The organism is Pelomonas margarita, assembly GCF_043555875.1.
Classification (GTDB): domain Bacteria; phylum Pseudomonadota; class Gammaproteobacteria; order Burkholderiales; family Burkholderiaceae_C; genus Pelomonas; species Pelomonas margarita.
Genome location: NZ_JBIGHW010000013.1, coordinates 68,226 through 93,079, shown reverse-complemented (window position 1 = coordinate 93,079; position 24,854 = coordinate 68,226). Strand labels below are relative to the sequence as shown.

The window sequence follows — 24,854 nt, the reverse complement described above, 5'->3', positions numbered from 1 at the left end:
CCGCTACAGCGCCAGCGTGTCGGCCCAGATGTTCTCGGCCCAACCCAGCGCGAACGCGGCCTCCTGAGCGCTGGCCGCAGCCGACACGCCGCCCGCGCCGGGCACCGGCTTCATCGTATTCTCGGCGGCGTCGTACTGGTGCACGGACGCCACGTGCATGGCCTCGGTCGGCGTCGTGAAGCTGTAGCAGGTGTTCATCACCACGGGCGCCGGGTTCACCGCCTCGCCCTTCAGCAGCGCCAGCACGGCCGCCGCGGCCACCTTGGCCTGCTGGTTGGCGAGATGGCCCGACTTGGGCATGCCGGGCGCGGACATCAGCGCGTCGCCCACCACGTGCACGCCCGGCGCCACCTGCGCCTGCATCGTCAGCCAGTCCACGCCCACCCAGCGGCGGTTCACGTTGGCGAAGTCCCGGGCCAGATCGCCCGCGCGCTGCGACGGGATGAGGTTCAGCACATCGGCCTTCACATCCTCGAACTCGAAGCGCGCGACGCCGCCGGCCGTCACCTCCTTCAGCTCGGCATTGGGCCGGTACTCCAGCACACCGGCGTGAGCTTGAGCGAACGCGCGCTCGAACAGCGCCTTCTTGCTCTGCACCTCGGGGTTGGCGTCCAGCACCAGCAGCTTGGCGCGCGGCTTGGCGCGGCGCAGGAGCGAAGCGATCAGGCAGGCGCGCTCGTACGGCCCGGGCGGGCAGCGGTACGGCGCCTTGGGGATGCTCATCAGCACGACGCCGCCGTCGGGCAGGTCCTGCAGCTGGCGGCGCAGCGCCAGCGTCTGCGGCCCGGCCTGCCAGGCGTGCACGGCGCGGCCGCTGTCCAGCGCCTGGGCCAGGCCGGGCACGTCGTCGGTCACGAAATCCACACCTGGCGCGACGATGAGCCGCTCCCAGGCCAGCCGCTCGCCGCTGGCCAGGCGCACCTGGCGGGCCGCCGGGTCCAGCGCCACCACCTCGCCCTGCACGCAGCGCACGCCCTGGGCCCGCAGCCCGTCGTAGCCATGTTCCAGCGCCTCGGGCGCCAGCGCGCCGGCGATGACGAGGTTGGACATCGGGCAGGACGCGAAGCGGGCACGACGCTCCACCAGCGTCACGTCCACGCTCGCGCCGCCCCACAGCTTGAGATAGCGCGCCGCCGTGGCGCCGCCAAAGCCGCCGCCCACCACCACCACGCGGCCCAGGCGCGCCGCCGGTGGCGTGCTGCAGCCCGCCAGCGCCAGACCGGCCGCTCCGAGGAGCTGGCGGCGTGCGATCACGGCCGGGCCTGCGCGGCGAAGTAGGCCGCCACCTCGCGCAGCTGGGCCTCGGTGTAGCCGCGCGCGATCTGCGGCATCACGGTGCCGGGCAGGCGGCCGCTGCGGTAGTCCAGCAGCCGGGCCAGCATCGCGTCGGCCGGCATGCCGGCCAGCAGCGGCATGGCCGTGCCACGCGCGCGGCCCTGGGTGCCGTGGCAGTTGGCGCAGGTGGCGGCCAACTGGCGGCCGGGATGCAGGTCCTGCGCCAGCGCTGGCGCCATCAGCAACAACAGCAGCCAGGCCTTCATCGCGCCGCCGCCTACAGCTTGTGCGACCGGTCGCCGCGCTCGAAGCCCTGCGCGTCGAACGGCGCCTGCAGCGGCGCGAAGCCGACCACCTTGAACAGCTCGCCCATCTCGTGCTCGGCCAGCAGCCGGTGCGCCATCGCGCGCTCGCCCAGCGACGCGCCGGCCAGCAGCTCGGCGATACCGCAGTTCAGCAGGAAGTTGGCCTGGCTGGTGTAGCCCAGCACGACGAGGCCGGCGTCCTGCCCGGCCAGCGCGATGCCGGTGAAGTTGACGTGGGCCGTGATGTCCTTGTCGCCCACGGCCACCAGCGGGTCGGCATCCGCGAGGTGGGCCTGGTGGCACATCAGCGTGCCACCACGGCGCTGCGGGTGGTAGTACTCGGCCTCGGGGAAGCCGTAGTCGATGAAAAAGGCAGCGCCGCGCCGCAGCCGGCCGGCCAGCGTGCGGGTGAAGGCCTCGGCCTGAGGGTGGATCTCGGTGACGGTGCCGGGCACGAAGCCCCCGTGCCCCGATTCCTGCAGCGGCGGGCGCAGCATGCTGTCGCGGTCCTCGAACGCGAAGCCCGCGCCGGCCGACACCACGCCGCGCTCGCGCCACACCTGGCCGTCGAAGGCAATGAGCTGCACGGGCATGGCGTCAAGCACCTCGTTGCCGACGACGACGGCCTCCAGCGCGTCGGGCAGCGCGTCCAGCCACTCGACGCGGCCGGCCCAGGGCGCCAGCCGCTCGCGCTGACGCTCGCGCAGCTCGGCCGACAGCTCCACGATGCGGTAGCGCGCCAGCCCGGCGCCCAGGGCGTCCAGTTCGGCGATCAGCTGCGCCGCCAGCGCGCCGGAGCCGGCGCCGAACTCGACAACCTCGGTGCAACCGCTGTGCGCCAGCGCCTGCGCGACCTGGCGCGCCAGCGCGCGGCCGAACAGCGGCGACATCTCGGGCGCGGTAACGAAGTCCGAGCCCTCGCTGGGCATCTGGCCGAACTTGCGCCGCCCGCCGGTGTAGTAGCCCAGGCCGGGCTCGTACAAAGCCATGGCCATGAAGCGGTCGAAGGGCAGCCAGCCGCCGGCGCTGGCGATCTCGGCGTGGATACGGTCCGCCAGCGTCATCTCAATGGTTGTCCTGCACGAAATTGCGGGCCGAGCGCCGGGCCGTTCCCAAGCCGGCCCGCGTTGGGCGATGTGCTTGCCGGTCGAGCCGGCAAGCATCGCCGTTCCCCTGGGGGACCGGCCAAGGCACGCCTTGGACGAGGGGCGCCATCATCTTGCCCGCACCCAGGCGTCGAACTCGGCCGCCGGCATCGGCAGGCCCACCAGCTCGCCCTGGATCTGCTGGCAGCCCCAGCCGGCCAGCAGCTGCCACTGGGCCGCCGTGCGCACGCCCTCGGCCGTGACCGTCAGGCCCAGGCCCACGGCCATCTGCACGATGGCACGCGTGATGGCCTGCGCGCCGACGTCGTCGGGCAGGCGCGAGACGAAGCTCTGGTCGATCTTGAGCTTGTCCAGCGGCAGCTCGGTCAGGTGGGCCAGCGAGGTGTAGCCGGTGCCGAAGTCGTCCACCGACACCGTCAGCCCCAGCGCGCGCAGCTGGGCCAGCGTGGTGGGCGCGTGCTGGATGTCGTCGATCAGCATGCGCTCGGTCAGCTCCAGCTCCAGCCACTGGCCGCGCGCGCCGGCATCGCCCAGCACGCGGGCCACGGTGTCGGCAAAGCCGTCCAGGTTGAACTGCATGCGCGACAGGTTGACGGCGATGCGCACCGGCGCGGGCCCCGGCGTGAGGCCCTGCTCACGCCAGCGCCGCGCGGTGGCGGCGGCCTCGCGAAGCACCCATTCGCCCAGCGCGAGCATCAAGCGGTGGCGCTCGGCGACGAAGATGAAGGCGTCCGGCGCCAGCAGGCCGCGGCGCGGGTGGCGCCAGCGCAGCAGCGCCTCGGCGCCCGAGAGCTGACCGGTGGCGATGTCCACCTGCGGCTGGAAGAACAGCTCGAACTCGTTACGCGTCAGCGCCTGCGCCAGCTCGGCCTCCAGCACGAGATCGGCATAGGCCGTCTCGGCCAGCGAGGGCTCGAAGAACTGGTAGGTCGCGCGGCCGCGCGCCTTGGCGCGGTACATGGCGGTGTCGGCATGCTGGATGAGCTCGTCGGCATGCTGGCCGTCGTCCGGGAACAGCGCCACGCCGATGGACGGCGTGACCGACAGCGCGCGGCCGTCGGCCTTCACCGGCACCTCGACGACCGACAGCAGGGCCTCCAGCACAACGATGACGTCGGCACGGCTGTTCAGGTCGGTCAGCAGCACGACGAACTCGTCGCCGCCGAAGCGCCCCACCAGGTCGCTGCCGCGCAGCGCGCCCACCAGGCGCTCGGACACGGTGGTCAGCACCTTGTCGCCTTCCAGGTGGCCCAGCGAGTCGTTGACGCGCTTGAAGTTGTCCAGGTCGATGAACAGCAGCGCCAGCATCTCGCTGCGGCGCTCGGCGCGCTTGAGCAGGCTGGCCATGCGGTCCATGAAGGCGGCACGGTTGAGCAGGCCGGTCAGCGCGTCGTGGTGGGCCAGGTGCTGGATGCGGGCCTCGCTGTCCAGGCGATCGCGGATGTCGCGCACGATGGTCATGCGCAGCTTCTCGCCGCCCTGCTCCAGCGTGCGCACGATGAACTCCACCGGGATGCGCGTGCCGTCCTTGTGCAGCACGGCGGTCTCGTAGCGCAGCTCGCGACCCAGGCGCATGACCTCCATCACCTTGGGCACCTCGTCCGGCGCGATGAAGGACATCACGTGCCGCCCGACCATCTCGCGCAGCGTGTAGCCCACCAGCTCGCAGCAGGGCGGGTTCACGTCGGTGGTGATGCCATCCTTGTGGAACAGGATGCCCTCCACAGTGGCGCGCATGAACTTGTCCAGCCGCACCTGCGACTCGCGTGCCTCGCGCTCGGCCAGGCGGTGCTTGGTGATGTCGTTGATGAGCACGCAGCTGGCCACGGCCTCGCCGTCGGCGCCCAGCTGCGGGATCAGGTTCACCTCGATCCAGCGCGGCGTGCCGTCGGCCTCGGGCAGCTCGCGCTCGTAGCTGACGGCCACGCGCTCGGCGATGACGCGGTCCACCGCCGGCTGGATCAGCGCCGCCGCCTCCGCGCCGATGATCTGCGCGAAGCTCAGGCCGACGATGCTCTGCTCCGTCAGCCCGAAGGCCTCGGCATAGCCGCGGTTGGCGAACAAACAGGTCTGCGTGCGCGCCTCGTACAGCGCGATCCAGGCTGGCAGGTAGTCGGCCAGCATGCGAAAGCGCGCCGCCTGCTCGGCCAGAGTGGCGGCGACGTCCACGCTCATGCGGGCCGGCTGGCCAGGGCCAGGCGCAGGTCGTCCCAGGCCCCGGACTTGTCGGCGGGCGAACGCAACAGGTAGGACGGCGCGTAGGTCACCACCAGCGGCAGGCCGCGCCACGCATGCACGCGGCCGCGCAGGCGGCCCAGCGGGTCGGGCAAGCCGGTGAGCCGGCGCGCGGCCAGCGGGCCGATGGCCAGCACCAGACGCGGCTGCAGCAGCTCGGCCAGACGCGCCAGCTGCGCCTCACCGGCGTCGAGCTCATGCGGCTGCGGCGGCCGCCCGCGCGGCGCCCGGCCGGGCACCAGCGGCGCGACGAAGGCGCTGGGCGCGTCGCCCGCAAGGCGCTGGCCGGCGGCCAGCAGCATGCGATCCAGCAGCCGGCCGGGCTCGGCCACGAACAGTTGGCCGGCCGCCTCGTCGGCCTCAGTCGGCGCATCGGTCACCACCAGCCAGTCCGCGCGCGGCAGCGCCCCGCGGCCGAACAGGTGGCTGCGGTGCTCGCAGGCGCCGCAGGCGCGGCCGTCCAGCACGGCGGCGCGCAGGGCGTCCAGGTCCAGGCCGGCCAGGGCGACGCGCACGGCGGACTGCGGGGCCGTCACGGCGGCAGGTCCGGGCACCGGGGCCGCCGGCGGCCGCACGGGCACAGGCGCCAGCGAGGACGGCGGCGCCACGACCGGCGCGGCCGCCACGGGTTCGGGCGCGGGTGCGGGCTCAGCCAGAACCTCCGCCGCCGACGCCGGAAGGCGCAAGCCCATCTCGGCCAGCATGGCCCGCTGGCGGCTGTCCCAACTCATGCGGGCACCGCCAGGCTCATCAGCACGGCGTCCTCGCGCGGGCCTTGCGGCACCGGGTAGTAGGCGCGGCGCAGGCCGACCTCGACGAAGCCGTAGCGTTGGTAGACGTCGCGCGCGCGCTGGTTGCTGACGCGCACTTCCAGCCACAGCTGCGTGAGCTGACGCTCGCGGCAGACAGCCACCAGCCGGTCCAGCATCGCGACGGCCAGGCCGCGCCCCTGCCAGCCGGGCGCCACGGTGATGTTGAGCAGGTGCATCTCGTCCACACCCGGCATGGCCACCCAGTAGCCCAGCAGATCCCGGTGCCCCCGGGGCCCTGTGTGAGCTTGCGTGCGCAGCACCTCGGCCGGGTAGCCGGCGGCCAACGAGTCGACGAAGTTGCCATGCGTCCACGGCACCGGGTAGGCCTGGCGCTCGATGGCCATGAGCTCGGTCAGGTCCGGCACGCGCAGGAGGCTGGCTTCCCAAGGCGGCGGGGTGCGGTCCGGCACGGCGCTCACGGCGTCGCCTTCTGCTCGCGCTCGGCCGTCGTCAGCGCCACCTTGTCGCGCACATAGACCGGCAGCGCCTCGGCCGCGTCGCGGCCCTCGCCGCGCTGCCAGGCGGCCCGGGCCAGCACAGCCAGCGCGGCAGCGCGGGAGCGCGCCTGCGGCCAGGCGTTGTCCAGCGCGCCCAGCGCGGCGGCGTAGACGGTGAGCGCCGTGCCCGCCACCGCCGCGGGGCGGCCCCAGTGCACGGCCAGCGCCTCGGGCGCGTACAGCGCCGGCGCCTCCAGCACCTGCCAGGCGTCATGCGCCCAGCAGTAGCGGGCGGCGTAGATCTCGCCGATGCGGGCATCCATGGCCACCCAGATGTCGTCACCGGCGCCCTGGGCCCGGGCGTCCTCGGCCACCAGCATCAGGCTGTCGATGGCCAGCACGGGCAGGTTCAGCCCAAAGGCCAGGCCCTGGGCCACGGCGCAGGCCGTGCGCAGGCCGGTGAACGCGCCCGGCCCCTGCCCGAAGGCGATGGCCTGCAGCTGCGCCATGGCGACGCCCTCGGCAGCCAGCAGCGCCCGGGCCTGCGGCAGCAGCTGCGCCGAGGCCTGGGCACCGCCCGCCGCCTCGACCACCCTGTCCTGCCCGGGCGTCACGAGGGCCAGGGCCATCGTGTCGGTCGAGCTGTCGAGGGCAAGCAGAAAAGGCATCGAGGCAGTTTACCGTCGGGGGTCGACGCCCCCGGGCGGGCGCGGCCTGCCACGCAGCGCGCCGGGAGCCGTGGCTGACGCGCCTTCTTCCGGACCACGCCGCTGCGGCAGGTTTGTGCGCAGGATGCCATGGTTTGTACTGATCATTTTTATCAAATTTGCAGGCGCGCGCCCAGAATGCCGGCGTCGCGTCGAGCGTCGAGCATCGAGAACGCGGACAACGGCATCTGGAGCGGAGCATGAACCTATTGAGCAACCTCAGCCTCGGCAAGCGGCTGTACCTGCTGGCCGGCGCGGTGACGCTGGCGCTGGTGGCGCTGGCGGCGACCGCACATGTGCAGCTGAGCCATGTGATGGACACGGCCCGGCGCACGGAGACGGCCCGCGTGCCGCAGCTCCGGCAGATCAGCGACATGGAGCTGACGGTGACGCGCACCTCGCTGCAATTGCGACACGGCATGCTGGCGCGCGACCCGGCCGAGCTGGCCGCCACGCTGGCCGACATCGGCCGGCTGCGCCAGCTGCTCAATGACCAGCAGCAGCAGTACGAGCAAGGCCTGTTCACGCCCGCGGGCAAGCAGCGCTACGCCGCGCTGCCGCCAGTGATGGCGGAGTTCTGGCGCCAGGGCGAGGCCAACCTGGCGCTGGTGCAGGCCGGCAACCGGGAGGAGGCCTTCGCCTTTCTCGTGGATCGGACGATTCCCGCCCGCAACGCACTGCTGAAGGTGCTGGCCGACATCCGCGCCTACCAGGAGGGCGCGCTGAACCATGACATCGAAGGCCTGGTCGACAACGTGCAGGCAACGCTGCGCCTGATCGAGGTGCTGGCGGTGGCGATCGCGGCCGGCCTGGTGCTGGCGGCCTGGCGACTGGCCGGCTCGCTGCGCCGCCGTGTCGCGCTGGCCCGGCGGGTGGCGGAGCGGGTGCGCGACGGCGACCTGGCCACCGCAACGACAGACGACCACCGCGACGAGCTGTCGCCACTGTTGCAGGCGCTGCAAGGCATGCGCGTCGCACTGATCGAGATCGTCGGCCATGTGCGCGGCAATGCCGAAAGCGTGGCCAGCGCCAGCGAGCAGATCGCCCAGGGCAACCAGGACCTGTCGGAACGCACCGAGCGCCAGGCCGCCGCCGTGCAGCAGGCTGCCACCACGATGGACCACCTGGGCCAGACCCTGCAGCAGACGGCCGACAACGCCGGTGAGGCCAGCCAGCTGGCGCGCAATGCGTCGCTGGTGGCCAAGCGCGGTGGCGAGGTGGTGGGCCAGGTCGTGAACACCATGGGCGCCATCCGCGAGGCCTCCGGGCGCATCGCCGACATCACCTCGCTGATCGACAGCATCGCCTTCCAGACCAACATCCTGGCCCTCAACGCGGCCGTGGAGGCGGCGCGCGCCGGTGAGCATGGGCGCGGCTTCGCCGTGGTGGCCAGCGAGGTGCGCACGCTGGCCCAGCGGGCGGCCGACGCCGCCAAGGACATCAAGGGGCTCATCACCACCAGCGTGGAGCGCGTGGAGCGCGGCGATGCCCTGGTCGGCGAAGCCGGCGCGACGATGAAGGACATCGTGTCGGCGGTCGACCGGGTCAACCAGATCGTCGCGGACATCAGCGCCGCCAGCCGTCAGCAGAGCACCGGCGTGAGCAGCGTGGCGGGCACGGTGGGCGAGATGGACCAGGGCCTGCAGCAGAACGCCGCCCTGGTGGAGGAAGCCGCCGCCGCCGCTGCGACGCTGAACAACCAGGCCGCGCGCATGGTGGACGCGGTGGCGGTGTTCAGGGTCTGAGCCTCAGCCACCCCAAGAACGCCAACGCCCCCGCACGATCGCTCGTCGGGGGCGCTGCCACAGGCCGGGGCCGCCCGACGCTGTGGAAATGCGATCAGGCTGCGCGCCGGCGACGGGCTGCGACGGCGCCCACCAGGCCCAGGCTCACCAGCGCCAGCGAGGCAGGCTCTGGCACCGTCGCAGCGGCCGCCTCGCCGTACAGGCGGAAAGCCATGTCACCGATGCCGGCACTGAAGCTGTAGTTCGCACCATTGAACTGCGCCATGCGCCCGTCACCGCCCGCAACACCGGACAGGCCGGTCTGCGTGAGCGTGACGCCGACGCCCGACATGCCGATCCAGTAGTCCTGGCCACCCTGCATCAGAAAGGGGGTGAAGTCGGCATGCAGGCGCTGCTGAGCCGAGGTCGCCGTGCCGCTGCTGTCGTCGACGGACACCGTGGTGCTGTAGGCCAGCAGCTCTGCACCCGGGACTGCGGTGCCGCCGGCACGGATGCTGACCATCACGCCTGAGCCCAGGCCGCCCCAGCTCACGCCGTTGAAGATGTCCATGCCGGACACCCAGGTGTTCGCCGAAAAACGCACCTGCTCATAAAAGTGCTGGCTGCTGTAGACGTTGGTCCAACTATTGCCGCTCGTCGTGCCACCAGTGGCGGCCGGGCTCCAGTCGATCAGCACCACGGGGGCAGCAGAGGCCGAGCCTGCCGCGGCGGCGAGCAGGCCTGCGGCAGCGATCGACAGCAGGCGGTTGCGGAAATTCTTGTTCATGTCTTGTTCCTTGAGGCGACGCCCTCTGCATCGCAGGCCGCGAGTGTCGAGGCGGCGGCCCTCCGGCAAGCGAGCGCCCCCCACGCTCGCGGGCCTGCGAATGCGGGGGCAGGCGCCGCCCGCCGGCACAAAGTCACGCCCCTCAGCCCTCCCAGCGGAACCGCCACACCGCCACCGCCGCGAACACCGCGCTGAAGCCCAGCATCACGGCACTGGGCAGCAGCGCCTCGGCGAAGGGCTGGCCGCGCCAGGTCATGGCGTCCAGCGCGTCCACGGCCCACCGCGTGGGCACGGCCAGCGAGGCCGTCTGCAGCCAGTCGGGAAACAGGAAGGCCGGCACCCAGGCGCCGCCCACCATCACCATCAGCAGCGTGGCCAGGATGGCCAGGCCGCGCGTCGCCTCGGGCGTACGGCCCAGCGCTGCCACCAGCAGGCCGAAGCAGGCCGTCATCAGCGAGAAGCACGCCAGCACCAGCGCCAGACCCGCCACGCTGCCCAGCACCCGCACGCCGAAGGCCGCGATGGCCACCGCGTAGATCACGACGAACACCAGCAGCGAGATCAGCGTGCTGGCCACGATGCGGCTGCCCAGCAGCTGCGTGCGCGATAGCGGCGCCGCCCGCAGCCGCTGCCACAGGCCCAGGCGGCGCATCAGCAGCAGGCCCACGGCCATGTCGATGCCGGCCATCAGGATGAACTGCACGCCCATGCCCGCAAAGGAATGCGCGTAGCTGTTGTAGGCCGCAGGCGCGGCGCCGGTATCCGGCAGGGCCTGCACGTCGCGGGTGGCGTAGGGCATGGCCAGGCCGGCCGGCGGCTCGCCCGCGCCCGACGTGGCGGCCTCGCGTTGCTGCACCTTGTCGATGGCGGCGAACATCTGCAGCAGCTCGCCGCGCTGCCCTTCTGGCACTTGGCTGTCGGCGCGCACCTGCTGCTGCAGGCGGGCCAGACCCTCGGGGCTGAAGGTGGCGCGACTGACCTCCTGCATCAGAGTCTGCGCCAGCAACCCGCGCACCACCGCCAGCGCGCTGGCCTGCGAGGGGTCGTGGTGCAACACGACCTCGGGCTTGGCCGTGCTGCCGAACATCGCGCCGCCGGCCTGGGCCGCCAGGCCCCGGGGCAGCACGGCCGCCACGCGCAGCTTGCCGGCGCGCACCTGGGCCAGCGCCTCGGCCTCGCCGGTGACCACGGTCTTGAGCGCGGGCTCGGCCTGCAGCGCGGCCACCACGCGCCGGGACAGCGGGCTGCCGTCCAGGTCCACCACGGCCACGGCGAGGCTGCCGCCGCGCGCGCCGCCGCCGAACAGGCTGCCGAAGAAGGCGGCGATCAGGATGGGCGCCACGATGCTGAGCAGCATGGCGCGGCGGTTGGAGAAGTGCAGCAGGATCTCTGCGCGCACCAGGGCGACAAGGGCTTGCATGGCGGCTCCGTTCAGTCGCGCAGTTGGCGGCCCGTCAGGGCCAGGAACACGTCTTCCAGCGTGGCGCGCGCCGTGGCCAGGCCGCGCACCGCCACGCCGCGCTGCGCCAGCGCGGCCAGCAGCGCCGACGTGTCATGACCGACGTCCGCGACCGCGATCTCCAGGCGCTGGCCGCTGCGCGTCACGTCGGGCAGCCCCTGCAGGGCGACCTCGTCCGGCTCGCCGTCGATCTCCACGCGCAGCCGCTGCACCGCCGGCAGCCGCGCGAACAGCTGGGCCTGGGTGCCGCTGGCCACCACGCGGCCGTGGTCCACGATGACGAGGTGGTCGGCCAGGCGCTCTGCCTCTTCCATGTAGTGCGTGGTGTAGACCAGGGCCTTGCCGGCGCGCTTGAGCGCTTCCAGGTTGTCGAAGATGGCGTTACGGCTGTGCGGGTCCACGCCGGCGGTGGGCTCGTCCAGCAGCAGGATGTCGGGGTCGTGCACCAGCGCGCAGGCGATGTTGAGCCGCCGCTTCATGCCGCCCGAGAAGGTGGCCGGCTTGTCGCGGGCGCGGTCGGCCAGGCCCACCATGGCCAGCACCTCGGCGGCGCGGCGCTTCAGCACGTCGGGGGCCAGGCCGTACAGCGCACCGAACAGCTCGACGTTCATGCGCGCAGGCAGGTCCTCGTACAGCGCGATGTCCTGCGGCACGAGGCCGATGCGGCGCTTGTAGGCCATGGGGTCGCTGGCCAGCGTGACGCCGCCGGAAAGCGTCACGCTGCCGGCGTCGGGCACCGTCAACCCGCTGATGATGCCCACCGTCGTGGACTTGCCGGCGCCGTTCGGGCCCAGAAGGCCCAGCACCTCGCCGGGGCGCAGCACGAGGCTGACCTCCTGCACCGCCACGCGGCTCCCGTAGGCCTTGCGCAGGCCGCAGGCCACCAACAGATCGTCACTCATCTCGCCATCTCCAGAGTCGAATCGGCGCGGATGCTAGGGCGGCACAGGGCGCGCGCCGAAAGCCTTCCGATGAATCGACAGCCATGAGCGCCAACGGCAAGACTCGCGCGCCAGCGGGCCAACATCTGCGACGATGCCCTCCCGCTTTTCGATCAAGGATGGGTTCATGACGTTCTTCCCGACGCGAGTCTTGGCTGCCTTGCTGCTGGGCACCGGACTTTCTGCTTGCACGGTCTTCCTGGGCGAGACCGACGAGCGCGCCGCCAAGTTCGACGACTGGGAGCTGTGCTCGAAGCTGGCCAAGCACACCTTGAAGTCCAAGACCGAATGGACCTGGGCGCTGGCGGACGAGATCAAGAAGCGCAAGCTTGATCAGTCACCCAAGTGCCGGAGCGCCTACGACAGCGCGGTGAAATCCATGCGCCTGAACGTCGTCCCGCCGACCTTCGAAGAGGCCCTGGCGGGTCGGTCGGTCAAGCCCTGAGGGCGCCAGCCTGGCGCCCGCTGCACTGGGCGAACAGGGCCACGGCCGCCGCCTCAGCCCGCTGCCAGCGCCCGCCCGATCAGGATCTTCTGCACCTCGCTCGTGCCCTCGTAGATCTGGCACACGCGCACGTCGCGATAGATGCGCTCGACGGGGAAGTCGCTGAGATAGCCGTAGCCGCCGTGGATCTGGATGGCCTCGGAGCACACGCGCTCGGCCATCTCGCTGGCGAACAGCTTGGCCATGGCAGCTTCCTTCAGGCAGGGCTGGCCGGCGTCCTTCAGGCTGGCGGCATGCCAGATCAGCTGGCGGGCGGCCTCGATCTGCGTGGCCATGTCGGCCAGCTTGAACTGCACCGCCTGGTGCTGAAAGATGGGCTGGCCGAAGGTGACACGGTCCTGGCTGTAGCGCAGCGCCGCCTCGAAGGCCGCGCGCGCCATGCCCACCGCCTGCGATGCGATGCCGATGCGCCCGCCCTCCAAGCCCGACAGCGCGATCTTCAGGCCCTGACCCTCGTCGCCCAGCCGGTTGGCGGCGGGCACGCGGCAGTTCTCGAACACGATCTGCGCGGTGTCGCTGGTGTGCTGGCCCATCTTCTCCTCGACGCGGGCCACCTGGTAGCCCGGCGTGGCCGTGGGCACGAGAAAGGCGCTGATGCCCTTCTTGCCGGCGGCCTTGTCGGTGACGGCCATCACGATGGCCACGTCGCCATGCTGGCCGCTGGTGATGAACTGCTTGACGCCGTTGAGCACGTAGTCGTCGCCATCACGCGTGGCGGTGGTGCGCAGGCCGCCGGCCTCGGAGCCGACATGCGGCTCGGTCAGGCAGAAGGCGCCCAGCATGGCACCGCTGGCCAGCGGCGTCAGGAAGCGCGTTTTCTGGTCGTCATTGCCAAAGGCCGTCAGGATGGAGCAGACCGGGCAGTTGTTGACGCTGACGACCGTGCTGGTGCCGCCATCCCCGGCGGCGATCTCTTCGAGGATGACGGCCAGGGCCAGGTAGTCCAGCCCGGCGCCGCCCCACTCGGTGGGCACGGCCACGCCGTAGCAGCCCAGGGCCGCGAGGCCCTTCAACTGTTCGACCGGGAAATGACGTTGCTTGTCCCACGCGGCAGCATGGGGCGCGATCTCGGCCTGCACATAGACGCGGATGGCGTCCTGCACGGCCAGGTGGTCTTCGGTAAGAAGCATGAGGTGACCCGTTGGTGAGGGCCCTCATTTTCACGGCCGGCAGCGCGTGCCGCCGTGCGGCCGCCGCTCAGGCGCCGCCGGCCTTCACCAGCAGCGTGCCGCGCCCGATGATGCAGGGGTGGGCGTTGCGCACCGTCGCGCGGCCATCGGCGTGGAACAGCCAGCCGCCCAGCGTGGCGTTCCATTCCACATTGGCCACGCGCCAGTACAGCATCAGCTCCTGCTCGGCGAACACCGGCGCCTTGAACGAGAAGTTGAAGTTCAGGCACAGCAGCTCGCGCGCCTGGCCGTCGTCGCTGCGCGAGAAATGGCTGGCGATCAGGCCGATCAGCTGGGCCGTGGTCTGCTGGCCGCTGGCGATGATCTCGCCGTGGCGTGCGCGCTGCGCGGCCTGCACGTCATGGTGCAGCGGGTTGGTGTCACCCGTCAGCCGGGCGAAGGTGGCGATGTCCTCGCGGCTGAAGCGGACGATGCGCTCGCAGATCTCGCCCACGCTCACCAGCGTGGTGGTGGCCGGCGTGGCACTCAAGTCAACGGTCGCGTTCATGCTGGATCTCCCGATTTGCCAGGCTCCCGCCCGGCCATGTTGTCGTCAGGGCATGACCTTAGCGCATGCCGGGCGGCGCCCTCACCAGGCCAGCGGCTGACCGTCGTAATTGAAGAAACTGCCGGTGTCGGCCGGTTTCACGCTGGCCAGCACCGTGCGCATGCCGGCGATGCTGGTGGGCGCGTCGATGTCGGCCTCGGCGCCGCCCATGTCGGTGCGCACCCAGCCGGGGTGGAAGCTGATGACGGTGACCCGGCCGGCCAGCGCCAGCGCGGCGTCCTTCATCACCGAATTCACGGCCGCCTTGGAGGCGCGGTAGAGCCAGCCGTGCGTGCCCGTGCGCAGGCCGATGGAGCCCATGCGCGACGACACGATGGCCAGCCGCGCGCCCGGCGCCAGCGCCTCGGCCACCTGCGGCAACAGCCGCATGGGGCCCAGTACATTGGTGCGCATGACGGTGTCAAAGTCGTCCTGCGTGGGCGCCTCCAACGCACCGGCGCGCGGGCCGAACACGCCGGCATTGATGATGACCACGTCAAAGGCCTCGCCGTCGATCTGCCAGGCCAGGCCCGACACGCTGGCCGCGCTGGCCACGTCCAGGGTCAGCGGCTTGGCGCCCAGCGCCGACAGGCGGGCACGGCCGGCGTCGTCGCGTACGGTGGCGGTAACGCGGGCGCCCGCCGCGCGGTACTGGCGCACGAACTCCAGGCCCAGGCCGCGCGAGGCGCCGATGATCAGGACGTTCATGGTTTGGTGAAGGCCAGCTTGGCCGCCAGCACGGTGAAGAGGCCGGCGCCGCCCAGGTTCAGCGCGCGGCCCACCCAGGGGCGCGGCCGGCTGCGGCGCAGCGGGACGACCAGCGCCACCAGCGCCACCAGGAACAGCAGCCCCTGGGCGATGAACCAGGTGCCGAGGAAGAGGAAGGCCGCCGTCTTGTCCGGTGCGGCCGCGTCGATGAACTGTGGCAGCAGCGCCAGGAAGAACAGCGCCACCTTGGGGTTGAGCGCGTTTGTGAAGAAGCCCTGGCGCACCGTGCGCCACAGCGACGGCGGCGCGCTGACCTCGGCGCTCGCCGCGGCCGGGCGCAGGCCCGCGCGGGCCATGCCCCAGGCAACGTAGAGCAGGTAGGCCGCCCCCGCGAGCTTGAGCACCAGGAAGGCCTCGGCCGACGTCGCCAGCAGCGCCGCCAGCCCGAAGGCCGCGGCCAGCGTGTGCAGCACGCAGCCGGCCATGATGCCCACGGCCGCGGCCAGCCCCTGACGCCAGCCACCACGCAGCGTGCTGGCCACCGTGTAGGCCATGTCCACGCCAGGCGTCGCGTTCAGCACGAACACGGTGGCGGCGAACAGCGGAAGATCGTGCGTGCCCAGCATGGCCTGCTCCTTACTTGCCGACGTTGACCAGTGGCTGCGCGCCGCCGCCCAGCAACACGGTGTTGCCGGCCTTGTTGGCGATGGCCAGCGCGGCGTCGCGCTGCAGCTCGGCCAGCTTGATCTCCTTGAGCGCCGGCGTCAGCGACGCGCTGATGATCTGGTTGGCCTTGGCCTGACCTTCGGCCTCGACGATGAGGCGCTCGGCCTCGGCCTTGGCCAGCTCCACCTCCTTGCGCTTGCGCTCGATGGCCTGGTCGGTCTCGGCGCGCTGGCGGATGGCGGCCTCGATGGCCGGGTCGGTCAGCAGGTTGCGCACGTTCACCGCCGTCACGACGAAGGCGCCCTTGTCGTTGGTGTCCAGCTCCTTCTGCAGCCCGGCGCGCACAGCCTCGGACAGCTCGGCGCGCTTGGTGTGCATGGTGGTCGCGTCCATCTCGGCCACGGCCTTGTAGATGGCCTCGCGGGCCTCGCGCGACACGCGGCTGTAGGCGATGACGAGGTCCTTGCTGCCGTCGCGCACGATGTCGGCATGGCGCATCACGTCGCCCTGGTACTTCGTGAACAGCCCCGGTACGGCCGCCGGCATGACCTTGAAGTAGATGTCGATGTCGACGTCCTTCATCGTCAGGTTGTCGCGGCTCTTGGGCGTCATGTCGGCCAGCTGGAAGCCGATCTCCTTCGCGGTGAACTCGTCCACCGTCTTGAACACCGTGAAGTAGATGCCGGGCGGCAGCGCCTCGGTGCTGACCTTGCCCAGCGTGCGCTCGACGCCCACGTTGCCGGTGTCGATCTGGGTGCAGCCGGCCAGCAGCGCGGCGAGGGTCAGCAGCAGGGGTTTGGCGTTCATAGCAGTTTCAATGCAGTGGAGTGGTAGGCCAGGACGAGGGCGGCCAGCAGCAGCGCGAGCACGGCCGCCAGGCGCACGCCGTGGCGCGCCCAGCGGTGCAGGCTGCGGCGGCTGCCCAGTTGCCACAGGCCGTAGGCCGCGAGCACGGCCAGGAAGATCAGGACGAGATGGCGCACCGCGTTACAGCATCTCGACGGCCAGCGCCGTCGCCTCGCCACCGCCAATGCACAGCGTGGCCAGGCCGCGCTTCAGGCCGCGCTGCTTCAGCGCGCCCAGCAGCGTGACGATGATGCGCGCGCCGCTGGCGCCGATGGGGTGGCCCAGCGCGACGGCACCGCCGTGCACGTTGACGATCTCGTGCGGCAGCTTGAACTCGGCCATCGCGGCCATGGTCACGGCGGCGAAGGCTTCATTGACCTCCCACAGGTCCACCTCAGAAGCCTGCCAACCGGCCTTGGCCAGCGCCTTCTGAATGGCGCCGGCCGGCGCGGTGCTGAACCATTCCGGCGCCTGCGCATGCACGGCATGGCTGGCGATGCGGGCGATGGGCTTGAGGCCGCGGGCCTGGGCTGTGCTCTCGCGCATCAGCACCAGGGCGGCTGCGCCGTCGGAGATGCTGGACGAGGTGGCCGCCGTGATCGCGCCATCCTTCTTGAAGGCGGGCTTTAGCGAGGGGATCTTGTCCAGCTTGGCCTTGAAGGGCTGTTCGTCGAACTTGACGACGGTGTCGCCCTTGGGTGAGCTCAGCGTGACGGGCGCCATCTCCCAGTCGAAGGCGCCGTTCTCGTTGGCGGCCTTGGCGCGCTGCGTGGACGTGATGGCGTACTGGTCCATGGCCTCGCGGCTGAAGCCGTACTTGGCCACGCAGCTCTCGGCGAACACGCCCATGGCCTTGCCGCGCTCGTAGGCGTCTTCCAGACCGTCCAGCGCCATGTGGTCGAACACGGCCGAGGCGCCGTACTTGATGCCCTTGCGCGCGGACATCAGGTGGGGCGCGTTGGTCATGCTCTCCATGCCGCCGGCCACCATCACGTCGGCCGAGCCGGCCGCGAGCATGTCGTGGGCGAACATCACGGTGCGCATGCCGGAGCCGCACATCTTGCTCAGCGTGACGGCGCCGGCCGAGTCCGGCAGGCCCGCCTTGCGCACAGCCTGGCGCGCGGGTGCCTGGCCCTGACCGGCCATCAGGCAGCAGCCCATCAGCACCTCATCGACGGCGTCACCCGGCAACCCGGCACGCTCGACGGCGGCGCGGATGGCGGTGGCGCCCAACTCCCAGCCGGCGAGGCCGGCGAAATCTCCCAACAAGCCGCCGATGGGGGTGCGGGCGGCGGACACGATGACGATGGCATCGGACATTTCAGAACTCCGTTCGGTCAACGAAGCCGCCATTGTGGCGTCGCCATCAGCGCAGCGTGGCAGGAGGCACGGTGCCGCACTCGGTGGGGCGCACCTCGGGCTGCAGCCGGCGCACCGACTGGCAGAACTCGTTCCAGAACGCACGCGTCCAGGCCGGGTGGGCTTTCGCGAAAGCCGGCGAGGCCGGCGCAAAGAACGGCAGCCGTGCCACCGGCGGCTGCCAGGCCACCAGGCCCTGGCGGCGTTCGGCCGGAAGCACCTCCAGCGCGGTGAACAGCAGGTCGAAGCGCCCGGCCAACAACATGGCGACCTCGGCATCCCGCGACGCCACCTGCTCCACGCGCCAGCCGCGCTGGCTGGCCAAGCTCTCCTGCACCGAGCCCGTGACGACGCCGACCCGCCAGCGGGCGTCCAGCGTCTGCCCGTCCCAGCCGGGCGGTGGCGGCGGCTGACCGGCGCGGCTGAACAGCACCAGATGCCCGAACGCGGGCGCCCAGGCCAGGTCGATCTGGCCGCGCGCATCGGTCGGGAAGCGCATGGCTTGGCGGCGCTCGGGGGTCGCGGCGTATAGCAAGGCGATGTCCAGGCGCCCCTGCGCCAGGGCCGCGCTCAGGCGTCGCCCCGGCAGCCGCTGCAGCTGCGTGCGCTGCGCCTGGCAGCCCAGCCGCGCCAGCGTGTCGCGCACGGCCTGAACCTCCCAGCCTGGCGGCTCGGCAAAGCCGGGCCCCTGGCCCAGCAGCGCTGGCGGGCTGGCGCGGTCGTTGAAGCCCACGCGCAGCGGCTGCGGGCAGGGCAGCGTGGCGGCCACTGCGGCGCTGGCGCCAACCAGCATGCCCAATGCCGCCGCCCACTGGCGCCACGTCCCTCCCCTCAACGCCACAGGCGATAGGCCCAGAAGGCCTCCTCCGTGTGGATACGGCGGCGCAGCTCCTCGGGGCTGAAGCCGGTGAGCCGGCGGGTCTCGCGGCACAGGTGGGACTGGTCGGCGTAAGCGCTGCCGGCGGCGATGTCGGCCCAGTTGAAGCCGGGCTGGCCCTCGGCAGCGGCCACCGCGTAGAACGCCGCCTCGGCACGCGACACGGCCCGCAGCTCGCGCAGCGGCAGGCCGGCCCATGCCTTGATGCGGCGCTCCAGCTGGCGCAGGCTGCGCCCGGCCGCGCTGGTGGCGGCCCGCACGGCCAGCGCCTCGCTCCAGGCGGCATAGCGCTGGCCGGGCTGCTGCGCGCCCAGCGCCTGCCAGCGCGGCACGAGAAAGTCCTGCAGCAGCAGCAGCCGGGCCGCATCGTCGGGCGCGGCGCCCATGCGCGCGGCCCAGTCGCACCAGTCCGGCGGCAGCACGTCGCGGGCATCGGCCACGCGGTTCACGTGCGCCGGCAGCGCCACGCCGGTCAGCGCGGTGAAGGCGTCCGGCAGCATCAGCAGCTTGAAGGCGCGCATCGCGCCGGGGTTGCGCGTGTGCGAGGGCTGCGTGAACGGCCCGCCCAGCATCACCGGGGCCTGCACCGGCTGCGTGGGTGGCGGCGCGAAACCGGGCGTGGCCAGCCAGTCGCTGCCGCCGTCCAGCCACCAGAAAAGGCTGACCAGCGGCGTGGCGGGGAAGAAGTTTTCGCGCGCGGCGGCGTCCAACGCCCGGCCGCGCGTGTCGCGCAGCATCACGCCGCGCACGCAGCCAGCCAGGGCCAGCGGCGGCAGCCAGAGGCGGGTGGCGGCGTCATCCATGGTTTCAGTGTCGCATTCGTTCAAGACCCGGCCGCCCACCCGGACGGAGGATGGCGCCATGACTGCACTCACCTGGAACGACCTGCCCGGCCACCCCACCCGCTGGGGCGGCCTGCCCGTGCTGCTGGCCATGCGGCGCGACTACCTCGCCGTCATCGACGCGCAACGCCCGCTGGGCGACCTGGTGCGCCAGCAGGTGATGGGCGAGCGCGCGGTGGACGTGTTCGACCCCGAGCTGGTGCGCACGCTGATGGTGGAGCATGCCGACACGCTGGTGCGCTGGGCTCGCGGGCCGGAGGTGTTCGCGGACCTGATGGGCCAGTCGGTGCTGGTGACCGAGGGCGCCACCTGGCAGCGCCAGCGCCGCATGCTGATGCCGGCGTTCGCGCCCAAACGCGTGGCCGGCTACGCGGCGCTGATGACCGAGGCCGCCGTGGCCGGGCTGGACGCCGTGCGCCCCGGCGAGGCGGGCCAGGCGGTGGCCATGGACGCGCTGTTCAGCCACCTGACGATGGACGTGATCTCGCGCACGCTGTTCAGCACGCCCATCGGGCAGGACACGGCGGCGGCGGCCGAGGCCGTGCAGGTGCTCAGCGAGACGGCGCTGCGCGAGATGTTCTGGCCGGTCACGCTGCCGGACTGGCTGCCCCTGCCCGGCAAGGCGGCCAAGCGCCGTGCGACGCGGCTGCTGCGCGGCCTGCTGGCGCAGCACATCGACGCCCGTCGCGCGACGGGCGGCGGCGGCGATGACCTGCTGGGCCGGCTGATGGCGCTGCGCGACGATGCCACCGGCGAGGCGCTGTCGCCGCAAGAGGTGTACGACCAGTGCATGGTGAGCTTCCAGGCCGGCCACGAGACCAGCGCGACCGCGCTGCTATGGTGGAGCTGGCTGCTGGCGGCCCACCCCGAGGCTCAGGCCCGCGCGCGAGCGGAGGTGGACGCGATGCTGCAGGGCCGCTGCCCCGGCGCGGAGGACGCCGCCGCCCTGCCCTGGCTCTCCGCTACGCTGAAGGAGGCGATGCGGCTGTACCCGCCGGTGGCCGCCCTGATGACGCGGCGGCTGACGCGCGCGGTGACGGTGGGCGGCGTGACGCTGCCGGCCCGCACGCTGGTGCGCGTGACGCCCTGGCTGCTGCACCGCGACCCGCGCTGGTGGCCCGAGGCCGAGGCCTTCCGGCCCGAGCGCTTTCTGTCCGGCGCGCCGGACGAGATCCCGCGCGGCGCCTACATCCCCTTCGGCCTGGGGCCGCGGGTGTGCCTGGGCCAGCACTTCGCGGTGCTGGAGATGACGCTGATCGCGGCGCTGCTGCTGCAGCGCTTCACTCTGGCTCCGCTGGGCGACACGCCCCCGAAGCCGCGCATGGCCGTCACGCTGCGGCCCGAGGGCGGGCTGCGGCTGCGCCTCACGGCGCGCCACTAGACCGCAGGCGTCAGGTCAACGATAGAACGCCTCGACTACGCCCTTCAACTTGATGCACAGCGGCCGGCCCTTGCGGTCCAGCGTCTTGCCGGCGGGCACCTTGATCCAGCCTTCGCTGACGCAGTATTCCTCGACATCGTTGCGCTCCTTGCCGTTGAAGCGGATGCCGATGTCGTGCTCGAACACGGCGGCAACGTGGTGCGGGCTGCGCGGATCCACGCTGAGGTGGTCGGGCAGTTCGGGGCGGGAGGCAGCGGTATCGGACATGGCTGTTCTGGTGCGGTGAAGCGGGGGCGCATTGTCAGGGATGCGCCGCGACGGCCCGACGGCCGCACAACAGGCAGAAACAATCACCATAAAGATCGGCGACGTGAGGATTCACCGGGATACCTCGTTAGGCTCCGGCGCACGCCGGCCGTGAGAGCCGCCCCTCCAGGAGACCGCATGACGAAGACTTTTTTTGCCGGCCTCGCAGCACTGCTGCTGGCCGGCTCCGCACAGGCGCAGCCGGCAGAGCCGGTCTGCCAGGTGAAGCAACCCAAGGTGCCACCGGTGGAATGGCGAGGCCAGGCGGCCTACCAGGCCAGGGCCGACGTCCGGGAAGGCCGCGTCACGACGGTAGAGATCAGGTCGCTGATGGGCGGCGTGGATCGGCGGGCCCAGCGCGCCTTCGCCCAGGCCATCACGGAGGCGCTGCGCGCTGCCCGCTGCCAGCCCGGCGAGCATGTCTTCGAACAGCGCTTCGACTTTGATGTGCGCTCGGATGGCGCAGCAGGGCAGCCCCCCGCCACGCTCGCTGCCCAAGACGGCAAGCCGCTGCGCCAGGGCGAGCAACCCCCAATGCCGGCCTGGAAGCCCGTGCTGACCCCGGACACCTGCGAGGTGCCGACCCCGGCGCTGCCAGCCGCCGCCGCCAGTTCGGCCTGGCGTGGCCAGGCGGCCTACCGCTCGCAGGCGGATTTTCGGGAGGGGCGCTTGGTGGCCGTGCGCACCCGCGCCGTCACGGCACCGAAGGACCCCGCACTCCACAGCGCGCTGTTTGGCGCCGTGTCCGACGCGATGAAGGCCGCGCAATGCCCAGCGGACACGCAACTGGTGGAGCGGAGTTTCGACTTCGATCTGAGCGGCGCCGCCGCTCGCTGAGCACAGCGGCGCCCGGGCCGTGGTCTAGGGACAAGCCCGGCGTGCCCTTCGGCATGCCGGCGCATTCGGCGGACACTCGGCGCCGTTCCCCACAGGAGACCCCATGTTGACCACCACCCGCCGCGCGGTGCTGGGCGCCATCAGCGCCGCCGCACTCGCGCTGACCGCCGGCCACGCCGTGGCCGCCCCGAAGGCCGCACCGGCCGCCGACCACTGGCAGATTCCCGTCCACGTGAAGACCCTGGCCAACGGCCTGACCGTCGTCATCTCGCCAGACGCCAGCAGCCCGACGGTGGGCATCAGCGTGGTCTACAAGGTGGGCATGCGGCTGGAGCCCAAGAACCGTACCGGCTTCGCCCACCTGTTCGAGCACCTGATGTTCCAGGGCACGCCCAAGGCGCCCAAGGGCGTGTTCGACCAAGTCATCACCTCGGGCGGCGGCAACAACAACGGCTCCACGCGGCCCGACTTCACCAACTACATCGAGACCGCGCCTTCCTCCGCGCTGGAAACCATGCTGTGGCTGGAGGCCGACCGCATGACCACGCTGGACTTCAACCCCACGACGCTGAAGAACCAGCAGGACGTGGTGAAGGAAGAGATCCGCGTCAACGTGCAGAACCAGCCCTATGGTGGCTTCATGTGGCTGGACATCGGCTACCTGGCCTTCGACAAGTGGGAGAACAACCACGACGGCTACGGCAGCTTCGTCGACCTGGAGAACGCCACGCTGGACGATGTGCGCGCCTTCCACCGCGACTACTACGGCCCCAACAACGCCGTGCTGTCCATCGCCGGTGACGTGACGCCGGCCCAGGGCTTTGCGCTGGCCGAGAAGTACTTCGGCAAGATCGCCGCGCGCCCCACGCCCAAGCCCACGGACTTCCGCGAAGGCCTGAACACCAAGGAACGCCGCCTGACGCAGGCCGACAAGCTGGCCCAGGTGCCCGCCGTCGCCACGGCCTGGAAGCTGCCCGACCGCGGCAGCAAGGACCAGGCGCCGTTTGCCGTGTTGGGCCAGTTGCTGGCCGGAGGCGACGCGTCGCGCTTCTACCAGGGCCTGGTCAAGGGCCGCGAGCTGGCGCTGAACATGAACTCGCTCTACGGCCTGACCAGCATGTGGGAATACGACGGCCCGAGCATCTTCACAGTGTTCGCGCTGTACAAGCCCAACACCACGGCCGACGCGCTGCTGGCCGGCATGGACGAGGAGATCGCCCGCGTCGTCAAGGACGGCGTGGACGCGCCGACGCTGAAGAACCTCAAGACCGCATTGCTGGCCGATTGGTACAACGGCGTGGAGATGTTCCTCAGCCGCGCCGACCGCCTGGCCAAGCTGCAGGCGCTGTGGGGCGACGCCACCGTCATCAACAAGGTGCCGGGCTGGATCGAAGCCGTCACGTCGGCCGACGTGCAGCGCGTGGCCGCCACCTACCTGACGCCGGCCAACCGCTCGGTCATCGACCGCAAGCCCGCCGCCATGCTGGCCGCGCCCACGCCCACGCCCGCGCCGGCCGCCTCCGCCGCTAAGCCGGCCACGCAACCCTGATGCCGGAGCCACAGACATGAGCCCTCTGAACACCACCTTCCGCCACGGCCTGACCGCCACGGCCGCCCTGGTGCTGACCGGCGCCGCGCATGCCGCCACGGTGCCGCTGCCCGCCGAGCTGCCGCCCTTCGGCAAGGACAAGCCCCTGGCCGTGCCCAACATCACCCAGCAGACGCTGCCCAACGGGCTGCAGGTCTGGGTGGTGCCGCGTAACGGCATCCCGCGTGTGGACTTCGTGCTGGCCGTGCGTGGCGCCGGCCTGGGCGCCGATGCGTCTGACGCGCCGGGGCGCGCCAAGCTGCTGGCCGGCCTGCTGTCCGAAGGCACGGCCACGCGCAGCTCGCGCCAGATCGCCGAGGCCGCCCAGGCAATGGGCGGCGGCGTGGGCGCCGGCGCCAGCAACGACGGCATCACCGTCTACGGCAATGCGCTGGCCTCCCATGCCCAGGGCATGGCCCAGCTGCTGGCCGACGTGGCGCGCCGCCCGGCCTTCCCCGACAACGAGGTGCAGCTGGCCAAGACCAATGCGCTGCAAGGACTGAAGGCCAGCGGCACGCAGCCGGGCTTCCGCGCCGCCAAGGCGCTGGACGGCGCCATCTACGGCAGCCACGCCTACGGCCGCACGCAGGAGACCGAGGCCGCCATCCAGGCGCTGTCGGCCGACGGCCTGCGGGCCGAGCACGCCCGGCGCTTCCGCCCGGACCGCTCGCTGCTGGTCATCACCGGCCGCATCGACGCAGCCGCCGCGCTGAAGCTGGCCCAGGCCGCCTTTGGCGACTGGCAGGCCAAGGGCGAGGCGCTGCCCGAGCTGGCCGCACCCGCCGCCAGCGCGCCGGTGCAGCGCCTGCTGCTGGAGCGCCCGGGCAGCGTGCAGGCCACGCTGCGCCTGGGCCGCCCGGGCATGCCGGCGGACCATGGCGACCAGGTCGCGCTGCGCCTGGCCAGCACCGTCATCGGCCAGGGCTTCTCCAGCCGCGTGAACCAGAACCTGCGCGAGGAGAAGGGCTACACCTACGGCGCCCGCGCCGGCGGCGTGTCCTGGCGCGTGGGCGGTGCCATCACCGGCGGCGCCGACGTGCGCAACGAAGTGACCGGCGCCGCGATGACGGAGTACATCAAGGAGTACCGTCGCCTGGGCGCCGAGCCCGTGCCCGAGGCCGAGCTGGCGATGAACAAGCGCTACATGGCCGGCAGCTACCTCGTCAGCACGCAGCTGCAGGGCGCCGTGGGCCGCCAACTGGCCAGCAACTGGCTGGTGGGTCTGCCGGCCGACTTCCTCGGCAAGTTCGTGCCGGCACTGCAGAAGGTCACGGCGGCCGAGGTGCAGGCCATCGGCAAGAAGTACTTCAACCCGGACGAACAGAGCTGGGTGGTGGTGGGCGACCCGGCCAAGATCGCCGATCAGCTGAAGGCCTTCGGCGAGTTCACGACCGTCAAGCCCTGAGCCTGCGGTGGCCAGCGCGCAAGGCCCGCC

The 24,854-nt window shown here is 71.8% G+C and carries 26 protein-coding genes; 6 read left to right on the top strand and 20 right to left on the bottom strand.

Features of this window, described 5'->3' with window-relative positions; translation table 11 throughout:
* Nucleotides 1–3 precede the first annotated feature (3 nt).
* The 7 genes from ACG0Z3_RS19545 to tsaB form a co-directional block, all read right to left on the bottom strand.
* Nucleotides 4–1,254 carry an FCSD flavin-binding domain-containing protein gene (locus ACG0Z3_RS19545; protein WP_394400634.1) on the bottom strand — a complete coding sequence of 417 codons (1,251 nt, stop codon included), beginning with the start codon at nt 1,252–1,254 and terminating at the stop codon, nt 4–6.
* Nucleotides 1,251–1,541 (bottom strand): c-type cytochrome, encoded by a 291-nt coding sequence (locus ACG0Z3_RS19540; RefSeq protein WP_394400631.1) that lies wholly within the window; start codon nt 1,539–1,541, stop codon nt 1,251–1,253. The genes ACG0Z3_RS19545 and ACG0Z3_RS19540 overlap by 4 nt, the downstream gene beginning before the upstream one ends.
* Before the next feature lie 11 nt (nt 1,542–1,552).
* Nucleotides 1,553–2,644 carry a class I SAM-dependent methyltransferase gene (locus ACG0Z3_RS19535; RefSeq protein ID WP_394400629.1) on the bottom strand — a complete coding sequence of 364 codons (1,092 nt, stop codon included), beginning with the start codon at nt 2,642–2,644 and terminating at the stop codon, nt 1,553–1,555.
* A gap of 150 nt (nt 2,645–2,794) precedes the next feature.
* Nucleotides 2,795–4,861, bottom strand: a complete 2,067-nt coding sequence (locus tag ACG0Z3_RS19530) for a putative bifunctional diguanylate cyclase/phosphodiesterase (RefSeq protein ID WP_394400626.1) — start codon at nt 4,859–4,861, stop codon at nt 2,795–2,797.
* The gene (locus ACG0Z3_RS19525; RefSeq protein WP_394400624.1) at nt 4,858–5,652 is read right to left on the bottom strand and encodes a uracil-DNA glycosylase; all 795 of its coding nucleotides are present in this window, start codon (nt 5,650–5,652) and stop codon (nt 4,858–4,860) included. The genes ACG0Z3_RS19530 and ACG0Z3_RS19525 overlap by 4 nt, the downstream gene beginning before the upstream one ends.
* Nucleotides 5,649–6,152: a ribosomal protein S18-alanine N-acetyltransferase gene (rimI, locus tag ACG0Z3_RS19520; protein WP_394400622.1), complete on the bottom strand. Its 504-nt coding sequence runs from the start codon at nt 6,150–6,152 to the stop codon at nt 5,649–5,651. The genes ACG0Z3_RS19525 and rimI overlap by 4 nt, the downstream gene beginning before the upstream one ends.
* Nucleotides 6,149–6,838 (bottom strand): tRNA (adenosine(37)-N6)-threonylcarbamoyltransferase complex dimerization subunit type 1 TsaB, encoded by a 690-nt coding sequence (tsaB, locus tag ACG0Z3_RS19515; RefSeq protein ID WP_394400619.1) that lies wholly within the window; start codon nt 6,836–6,838, stop codon nt 6,149–6,151. Before tsaB ends, rimI begins: the two co-directional genes overlap by 4 nt.
* 239 nt (nt 6,839–7,077) lie before the next feature.
* On the opposite strand from tsaB, the gene ACG0Z3_RS19510 reads away from it, so the two are divergent.
* Entirely contained in the window at nt 7,078–8,622 is a 1,545-nt protein-coding gene (locus ACG0Z3_RS19510) for a methyl-accepting chemotaxis protein (RefSeq protein WP_394400616.1), read from the top strand.
* 94 nt (nt 8,623–8,716) lie between these two features.
* Here ACG0Z3_RS19510 and ACG0Z3_RS19505 read toward each other — a convergent pair whose 3' ends face one another.
* From ACG0Z3_RS19505 to ACG0Z3_RS19495, 3 genes are all read right to left on the bottom strand, one after another.
* The gene (locus tag ACG0Z3_RS19505) at nt 8,717–9,388 is read right to left on the bottom strand and encodes a PEP-CTERM sorting domain-containing protein (RefSeq protein WP_394400613.1); all 672 of its coding nucleotides are present in this window, start codon (nt 9,386–9,388) and stop codon (nt 8,717–8,719) included.
* 142 nt (nt 9,389–9,530) lie between these two features.
* A complete protein-coding gene (locus tag ACG0Z3_RS19500) occupies nt 9,531–10,808 on the bottom strand; it encodes an ABC transporter permease (protein WP_394400610.1) in 1,278 nt (425 codons plus the stop codon).
* A gap of 11 nt (nt 10,809–10,819) precedes the next feature.
* Complete coding sequence (locus ACG0Z3_RS19495; protein WP_394400607.1) at nt 10,820–11,749, bottom strand: ABC transporter ATP-binding protein; 930 nt, start codon at nt 11,747–11,749, stop codon at nt 10,820–10,822.
* A 166-nt stretch (nt 11,750–11,915) separates the two neighbouring features.
* On the opposite strand from ACG0Z3_RS19495, the gene ACG0Z3_RS19490 reads away from it, so the two are divergent.
* Complete coding sequence (locus ACG0Z3_RS19490) at nt 11,916–12,233, top strand: hypothetical protein (RefSeq protein ID WP_394400605.1); 318 nt, start codon at nt 11,916–11,918, stop codon at nt 12,231–12,233.
* A gap of 53 nt (nt 12,234–12,286) precedes the next feature.
* Here ACG0Z3_RS19490 and ACG0Z3_RS19485 read toward each other — a convergent pair whose 3' ends face one another.
* From ACG0Z3_RS19485 to ACG0Z3_RS19445, 9 genes are all read right to left on the bottom strand, one after another.
* On the bottom strand, nt 12,287–13,423 hold the full coding sequence (locus tag ACG0Z3_RS19485; RefSeq protein ID WP_394400603.1) for an acyl-CoA dehydrogenase family protein: 1,137 nt from the start codon (nt 13,421–13,423) through the stop codon (nt 12,287–12,289).
* A 67-nt stretch (nt 13,424–13,490) separates the two neighbouring features.
* Nucleotides 13,491–13,970 (bottom strand): MaoC family dehydratase, encoded by a 480-nt coding sequence (locus ACG0Z3_RS19480; RefSeq protein ID WP_394400600.1) that lies wholly within the window; start codon nt 13,968–13,970, stop codon nt 13,491–13,493.
* A gap of 81 nt (nt 13,971–14,051) precedes the next feature.
* Nucleotides 14,052–14,717 carry an SDR family oxidoreductase gene (locus ACG0Z3_RS19475; protein ID WP_394400598.1) on the bottom strand — a complete coding sequence of 222 codons (666 nt, stop codon included), beginning with the start codon at nt 14,715–14,717 and terminating at the stop codon, nt 14,052–14,054.
* The gene (locus ACG0Z3_RS19470) at nt 14,714–15,343 is read right to left on the bottom strand and encodes a LysE family translocator (protein ID WP_394400595.1); all 630 of its coding nucleotides are present in this window, start codon (nt 15,341–15,343) and stop codon (nt 14,714–14,716) included. The genes ACG0Z3_RS19475 and ACG0Z3_RS19470 overlap by 4 nt, the downstream gene beginning before the upstream one ends.
* 10 nt (nt 15,344–15,353) lie before the next feature.
* Nucleotides 15,354–16,190 (bottom strand): SPFH domain-containing protein, encoded by an 837-nt coding sequence (locus ACG0Z3_RS19465; RefSeq protein WP_394400592.1) that lies wholly within the window; start codon nt 16,188–16,190, stop codon nt 15,354–15,356.
* Nucleotides 16,187–16,366 carry a hypothetical protein gene (locus ACG0Z3_RS19460; protein ID WP_394400589.1) on the bottom strand — a complete coding sequence of 60 codons (180 nt, stop codon included), beginning with the start codon at nt 16,364–16,366 and terminating at the stop codon, nt 16,187–16,189. Before ACG0Z3_RS19460 ends, ACG0Z3_RS19465 begins: the two co-directional genes overlap by 4 nt.
* A gap of 4 nt (nt 16,367–16,370) precedes the next feature.
* On the bottom strand, nt 16,371–17,549 hold the full coding sequence (locus ACG0Z3_RS19455; protein WP_394400586.1) for an acetyl-CoA C-acyltransferase: 1,179 nt from the start codon (nt 17,547–17,549) through the stop codon (nt 16,371–16,373).
* A gap of 46 nt (nt 17,550–17,595) precedes the next feature.
* Nucleotides 17,596–18,381, bottom strand: a complete 786-nt coding sequence (locus ACG0Z3_RS19450; protein WP_394400583.1) for a substrate-binding periplasmic protein — start codon at nt 18,379–18,381, stop codon at nt 17,596–17,598.
* A gap of 38 nt (nt 18,382–18,419) precedes the next feature.
* Nucleotides 18,420–19,268 carry a helix-turn-helix domain-containing protein gene (locus tag ACG0Z3_RS19445; RefSeq protein WP_394400580.1) on the bottom strand — a complete coding sequence of 283 codons (849 nt, stop codon included), beginning with the start codon at nt 19,266–19,268 and terminating at the stop codon, nt 18,420–18,422.
* 58 nt (nt 19,269–19,326) lie between these two features.
* Between ACG0Z3_RS19445 and ACG0Z3_RS19440 the strand changes: the two genes are divergently transcribed.
* The gene (locus ACG0Z3_RS19440) at nt 19,327–20,688 is read left to right on the top strand and encodes a cytochrome P450 (RefSeq protein ID WP_394400577.1); all 1,362 of its coding nucleotides are present in this window, start codon (nt 19,327–19,329) and stop codon (nt 20,686–20,688) included.
* Between the two features lie 15 nt (nt 20,689–20,703).
* Here the strand turns inward: ACG0Z3_RS19440 and ACG0Z3_RS19435 are convergent, their stop codons facing one another.
* A complete protein-coding gene (locus tag ACG0Z3_RS19435; RefSeq protein WP_394400575.1) occupies nt 20,704–20,955 on the bottom strand; it encodes a DUF3297 family protein in 252 nt (83 codons plus the stop codon).
* A gap of 177 nt (nt 20,956–21,132) precedes the next feature.
* Between ACG0Z3_RS19435 and ACG0Z3_RS19430 the strand changes: the two genes are divergently transcribed.
* The 3 genes from ACG0Z3_RS19430 to ACG0Z3_RS19420 all read left to right on the top strand — a co-directional run bounded on the left by ACG0Z3_RS19430 (nt 21,133) and on the right by ACG0Z3_RS19420 (nt 24,824).
* Nucleotides 21,133–21,831: a hypothetical protein gene (locus ACG0Z3_RS19430; protein WP_394400572.1), complete on the top strand. Its 699-nt coding sequence runs from the start codon at nt 21,133–21,135 to the stop codon at nt 21,829–21,831.
* Nucleotides 21,832–21,934: 103 nt separating this feature from the next.
* Entirely contained in the window at nt 21,935–23,380 is a 1,446-nt protein-coding gene (locus ACG0Z3_RS19425; protein ID WP_394400569.1) for a M16 family metallopeptidase, read from the top strand.
* Between the two features lie 16 nt (nt 23,381–23,396).
* A complete protein-coding gene (locus ACG0Z3_RS19420) occupies nt 23,397–24,824 on the top strand; it encodes a M16 family metallopeptidase (RefSeq protein WP_394400566.1) in 1,428 nt (475 codons plus the stop codon).
* Nucleotides 24,825–24,854 lie beyond the last annotated feature (30 nt).

What these genes read in the sequence shown, in the direction of transcription:
- tsaB (WP_394400619.1), bottom strand. Translation starts at nt 6,838, where the DNA reads ATGCCTTTTCTGCTTGCCCTCGACAGCTCGACCGACACGATGGCCCTG.
- ACG0Z3_RS19510 (WP_394400616.1), top strand. Translation starts at nt 7,078, where the DNA reads ATGAACCTATTGAGCAACCTCAGCCTCGGCAAGCGGCTGTACCTGCTG.
- ACG0Z3_RS19490 (WP_394400605.1), top strand. Translation starts at nt 11,916, where the DNA reads ATGACGTTCTTCCCGACGCGAGTCTTGGCTGCCTTGCTGCTGGGCACC.
- ACG0Z3_RS19525 (WP_394400624.1), bottom strand. Translation starts at nt 5,652, where the DNA reads ATGAGTTGGGACAGCCGCCAGCGGGCCATGCTGGCCGAGATGGGCTTG.
- ACG0Z3_RS19535 (WP_394400629.1), bottom strand. Translation starts at nt 2,644, where the DNA reads ATGACGCTGGCGGACCGTATCCACGCCGAGATCGCCAGCGCCGGCGGC.
- ACG0Z3_RS19455 (WP_394400586.1), bottom strand. Translation starts at nt 17,549, where the DNA reads ATGTCCGATGCCATCGTCATCGTGTCCGCCGCCCGCACCCCCATCGGC.
- ACG0Z3_RS19465 (WP_394400592.1), bottom strand. Translation starts at nt 16,190, where the DNA reads ATGAACGCCAAACCCCTGCTGCTGACCCTCGCCGCGCTGCTGGCCGGC.
- ACG0Z3_RS19495 (WP_394400607.1), bottom strand. Translation starts at nt 11,749, where the DNA reads ATGAGTGACGATCTGTTGGTGGCCTGCGGCCTGCGCAAGGCCTACGGG.
- ACG0Z3_RS19540 (WP_394400631.1), bottom strand. Translation starts at nt 1,541, where the DNA reads ATGAAGGCCTGGCTGCTGTTGTTGCTGATGGCGCCAGCGCTGGCGCAG.
- ACG0Z3_RS19470 (WP_394400595.1), bottom strand. Translation starts at nt 15,343, where the DNA reads ATGCTGGGCACGCACGATCTTCCGCTGTTCGCCGCCACCGTGTTCGTG.
- ACG0Z3_RS19485 (WP_394400603.1), bottom strand. Translation starts at nt 13,423, where the DNA reads ATGCTTCTTACCGAAGACCACCTGGCCGTGCAGGACGCCATCCGCGTC.
- ACG0Z3_RS19480 (WP_394400600.1), bottom strand. Translation starts at nt 13,970, where the DNA reads ATGAACGCGACCGTTGACTTGAGTGCCACGCCGGCCACCACCACGCTG.
- ACG0Z3_RS19445 (WP_394400580.1), bottom strand. Translation starts at nt 19,268, where the DNA reads ATGGATGACGCCGCCACCCGCCTCTGGCTGCCGCCGCTGGCCCTGGCT.
- ACG0Z3_RS19425 (WP_394400569.1), top strand. Translation starts at nt 21,935, where the DNA reads ATGTTGACCACCACCCGCCGCGCGGTGCTGGGCGCCATCAGCGCCGCC.
- ACG0Z3_RS19430 (WP_394400572.1), top strand. Translation starts at nt 21,133, where the DNA reads ATGACGAAGACTTTTTTTGCCGGCCTCGCAGCACTGCTGCTGGCCGGC.
- ACG0Z3_RS19530 (WP_394400626.1), bottom strand. Translation starts at nt 4,861, where the DNA reads ATGAGCGTGGACGTCGCCGCCACTCTGGCCGAGCAGGCGGCGCGCTTT.
- ACG0Z3_RS19500 (WP_394400610.1), bottom strand. Translation starts at nt 10,808, where the DNA reads ATGCAAGCCCTTGTCGCCCTGGTGCGCGCAGAGATCCTGCTGCACTTC.
- ACG0Z3_RS19435 (WP_394400575.1), bottom strand. Translation starts at nt 20,955, where the DNA reads ATGTCCGATACCGCTGCCTCCCGCCCCGAACTGCCCGACCACCTCAGC.
- ACG0Z3_RS19450 (WP_394400583.1), bottom strand. Translation starts at nt 18,381, where the DNA reads ATGCTGGTTGGCGCCAGCGCCGCAGTGGCCGCCACGCTGCCCTGCCCG.
- ACG0Z3_RS19475 (WP_394400598.1), bottom strand. Translation starts at nt 14,717, where the DNA reads ATGAACGTCCTGATCATCGGCGCCTCGCGCGGCCTGGGCCTGGAGTTC.
- ACG0Z3_RS19420 (WP_394400566.1), top strand. Translation starts at nt 23,397, where the DNA reads ATGAGCCCTCTGAACACCACCTTCCGCCACGGCCTGACCGCCACGGCC.
- ACG0Z3_RS19505 (WP_394400613.1), bottom strand. Translation starts at nt 9,388, where the DNA reads ATGAACAAGAATTTCCGCAACCGCCTGCTGTCGATCGCTGCCGCAGGC.
- ACG0Z3_RS19440 (WP_394400577.1), top strand. Translation starts at nt 19,327, where the DNA reads ATGACTGCACTCACCTGGAACGACCTGCCCGGCCACCCCACCCGCTGG.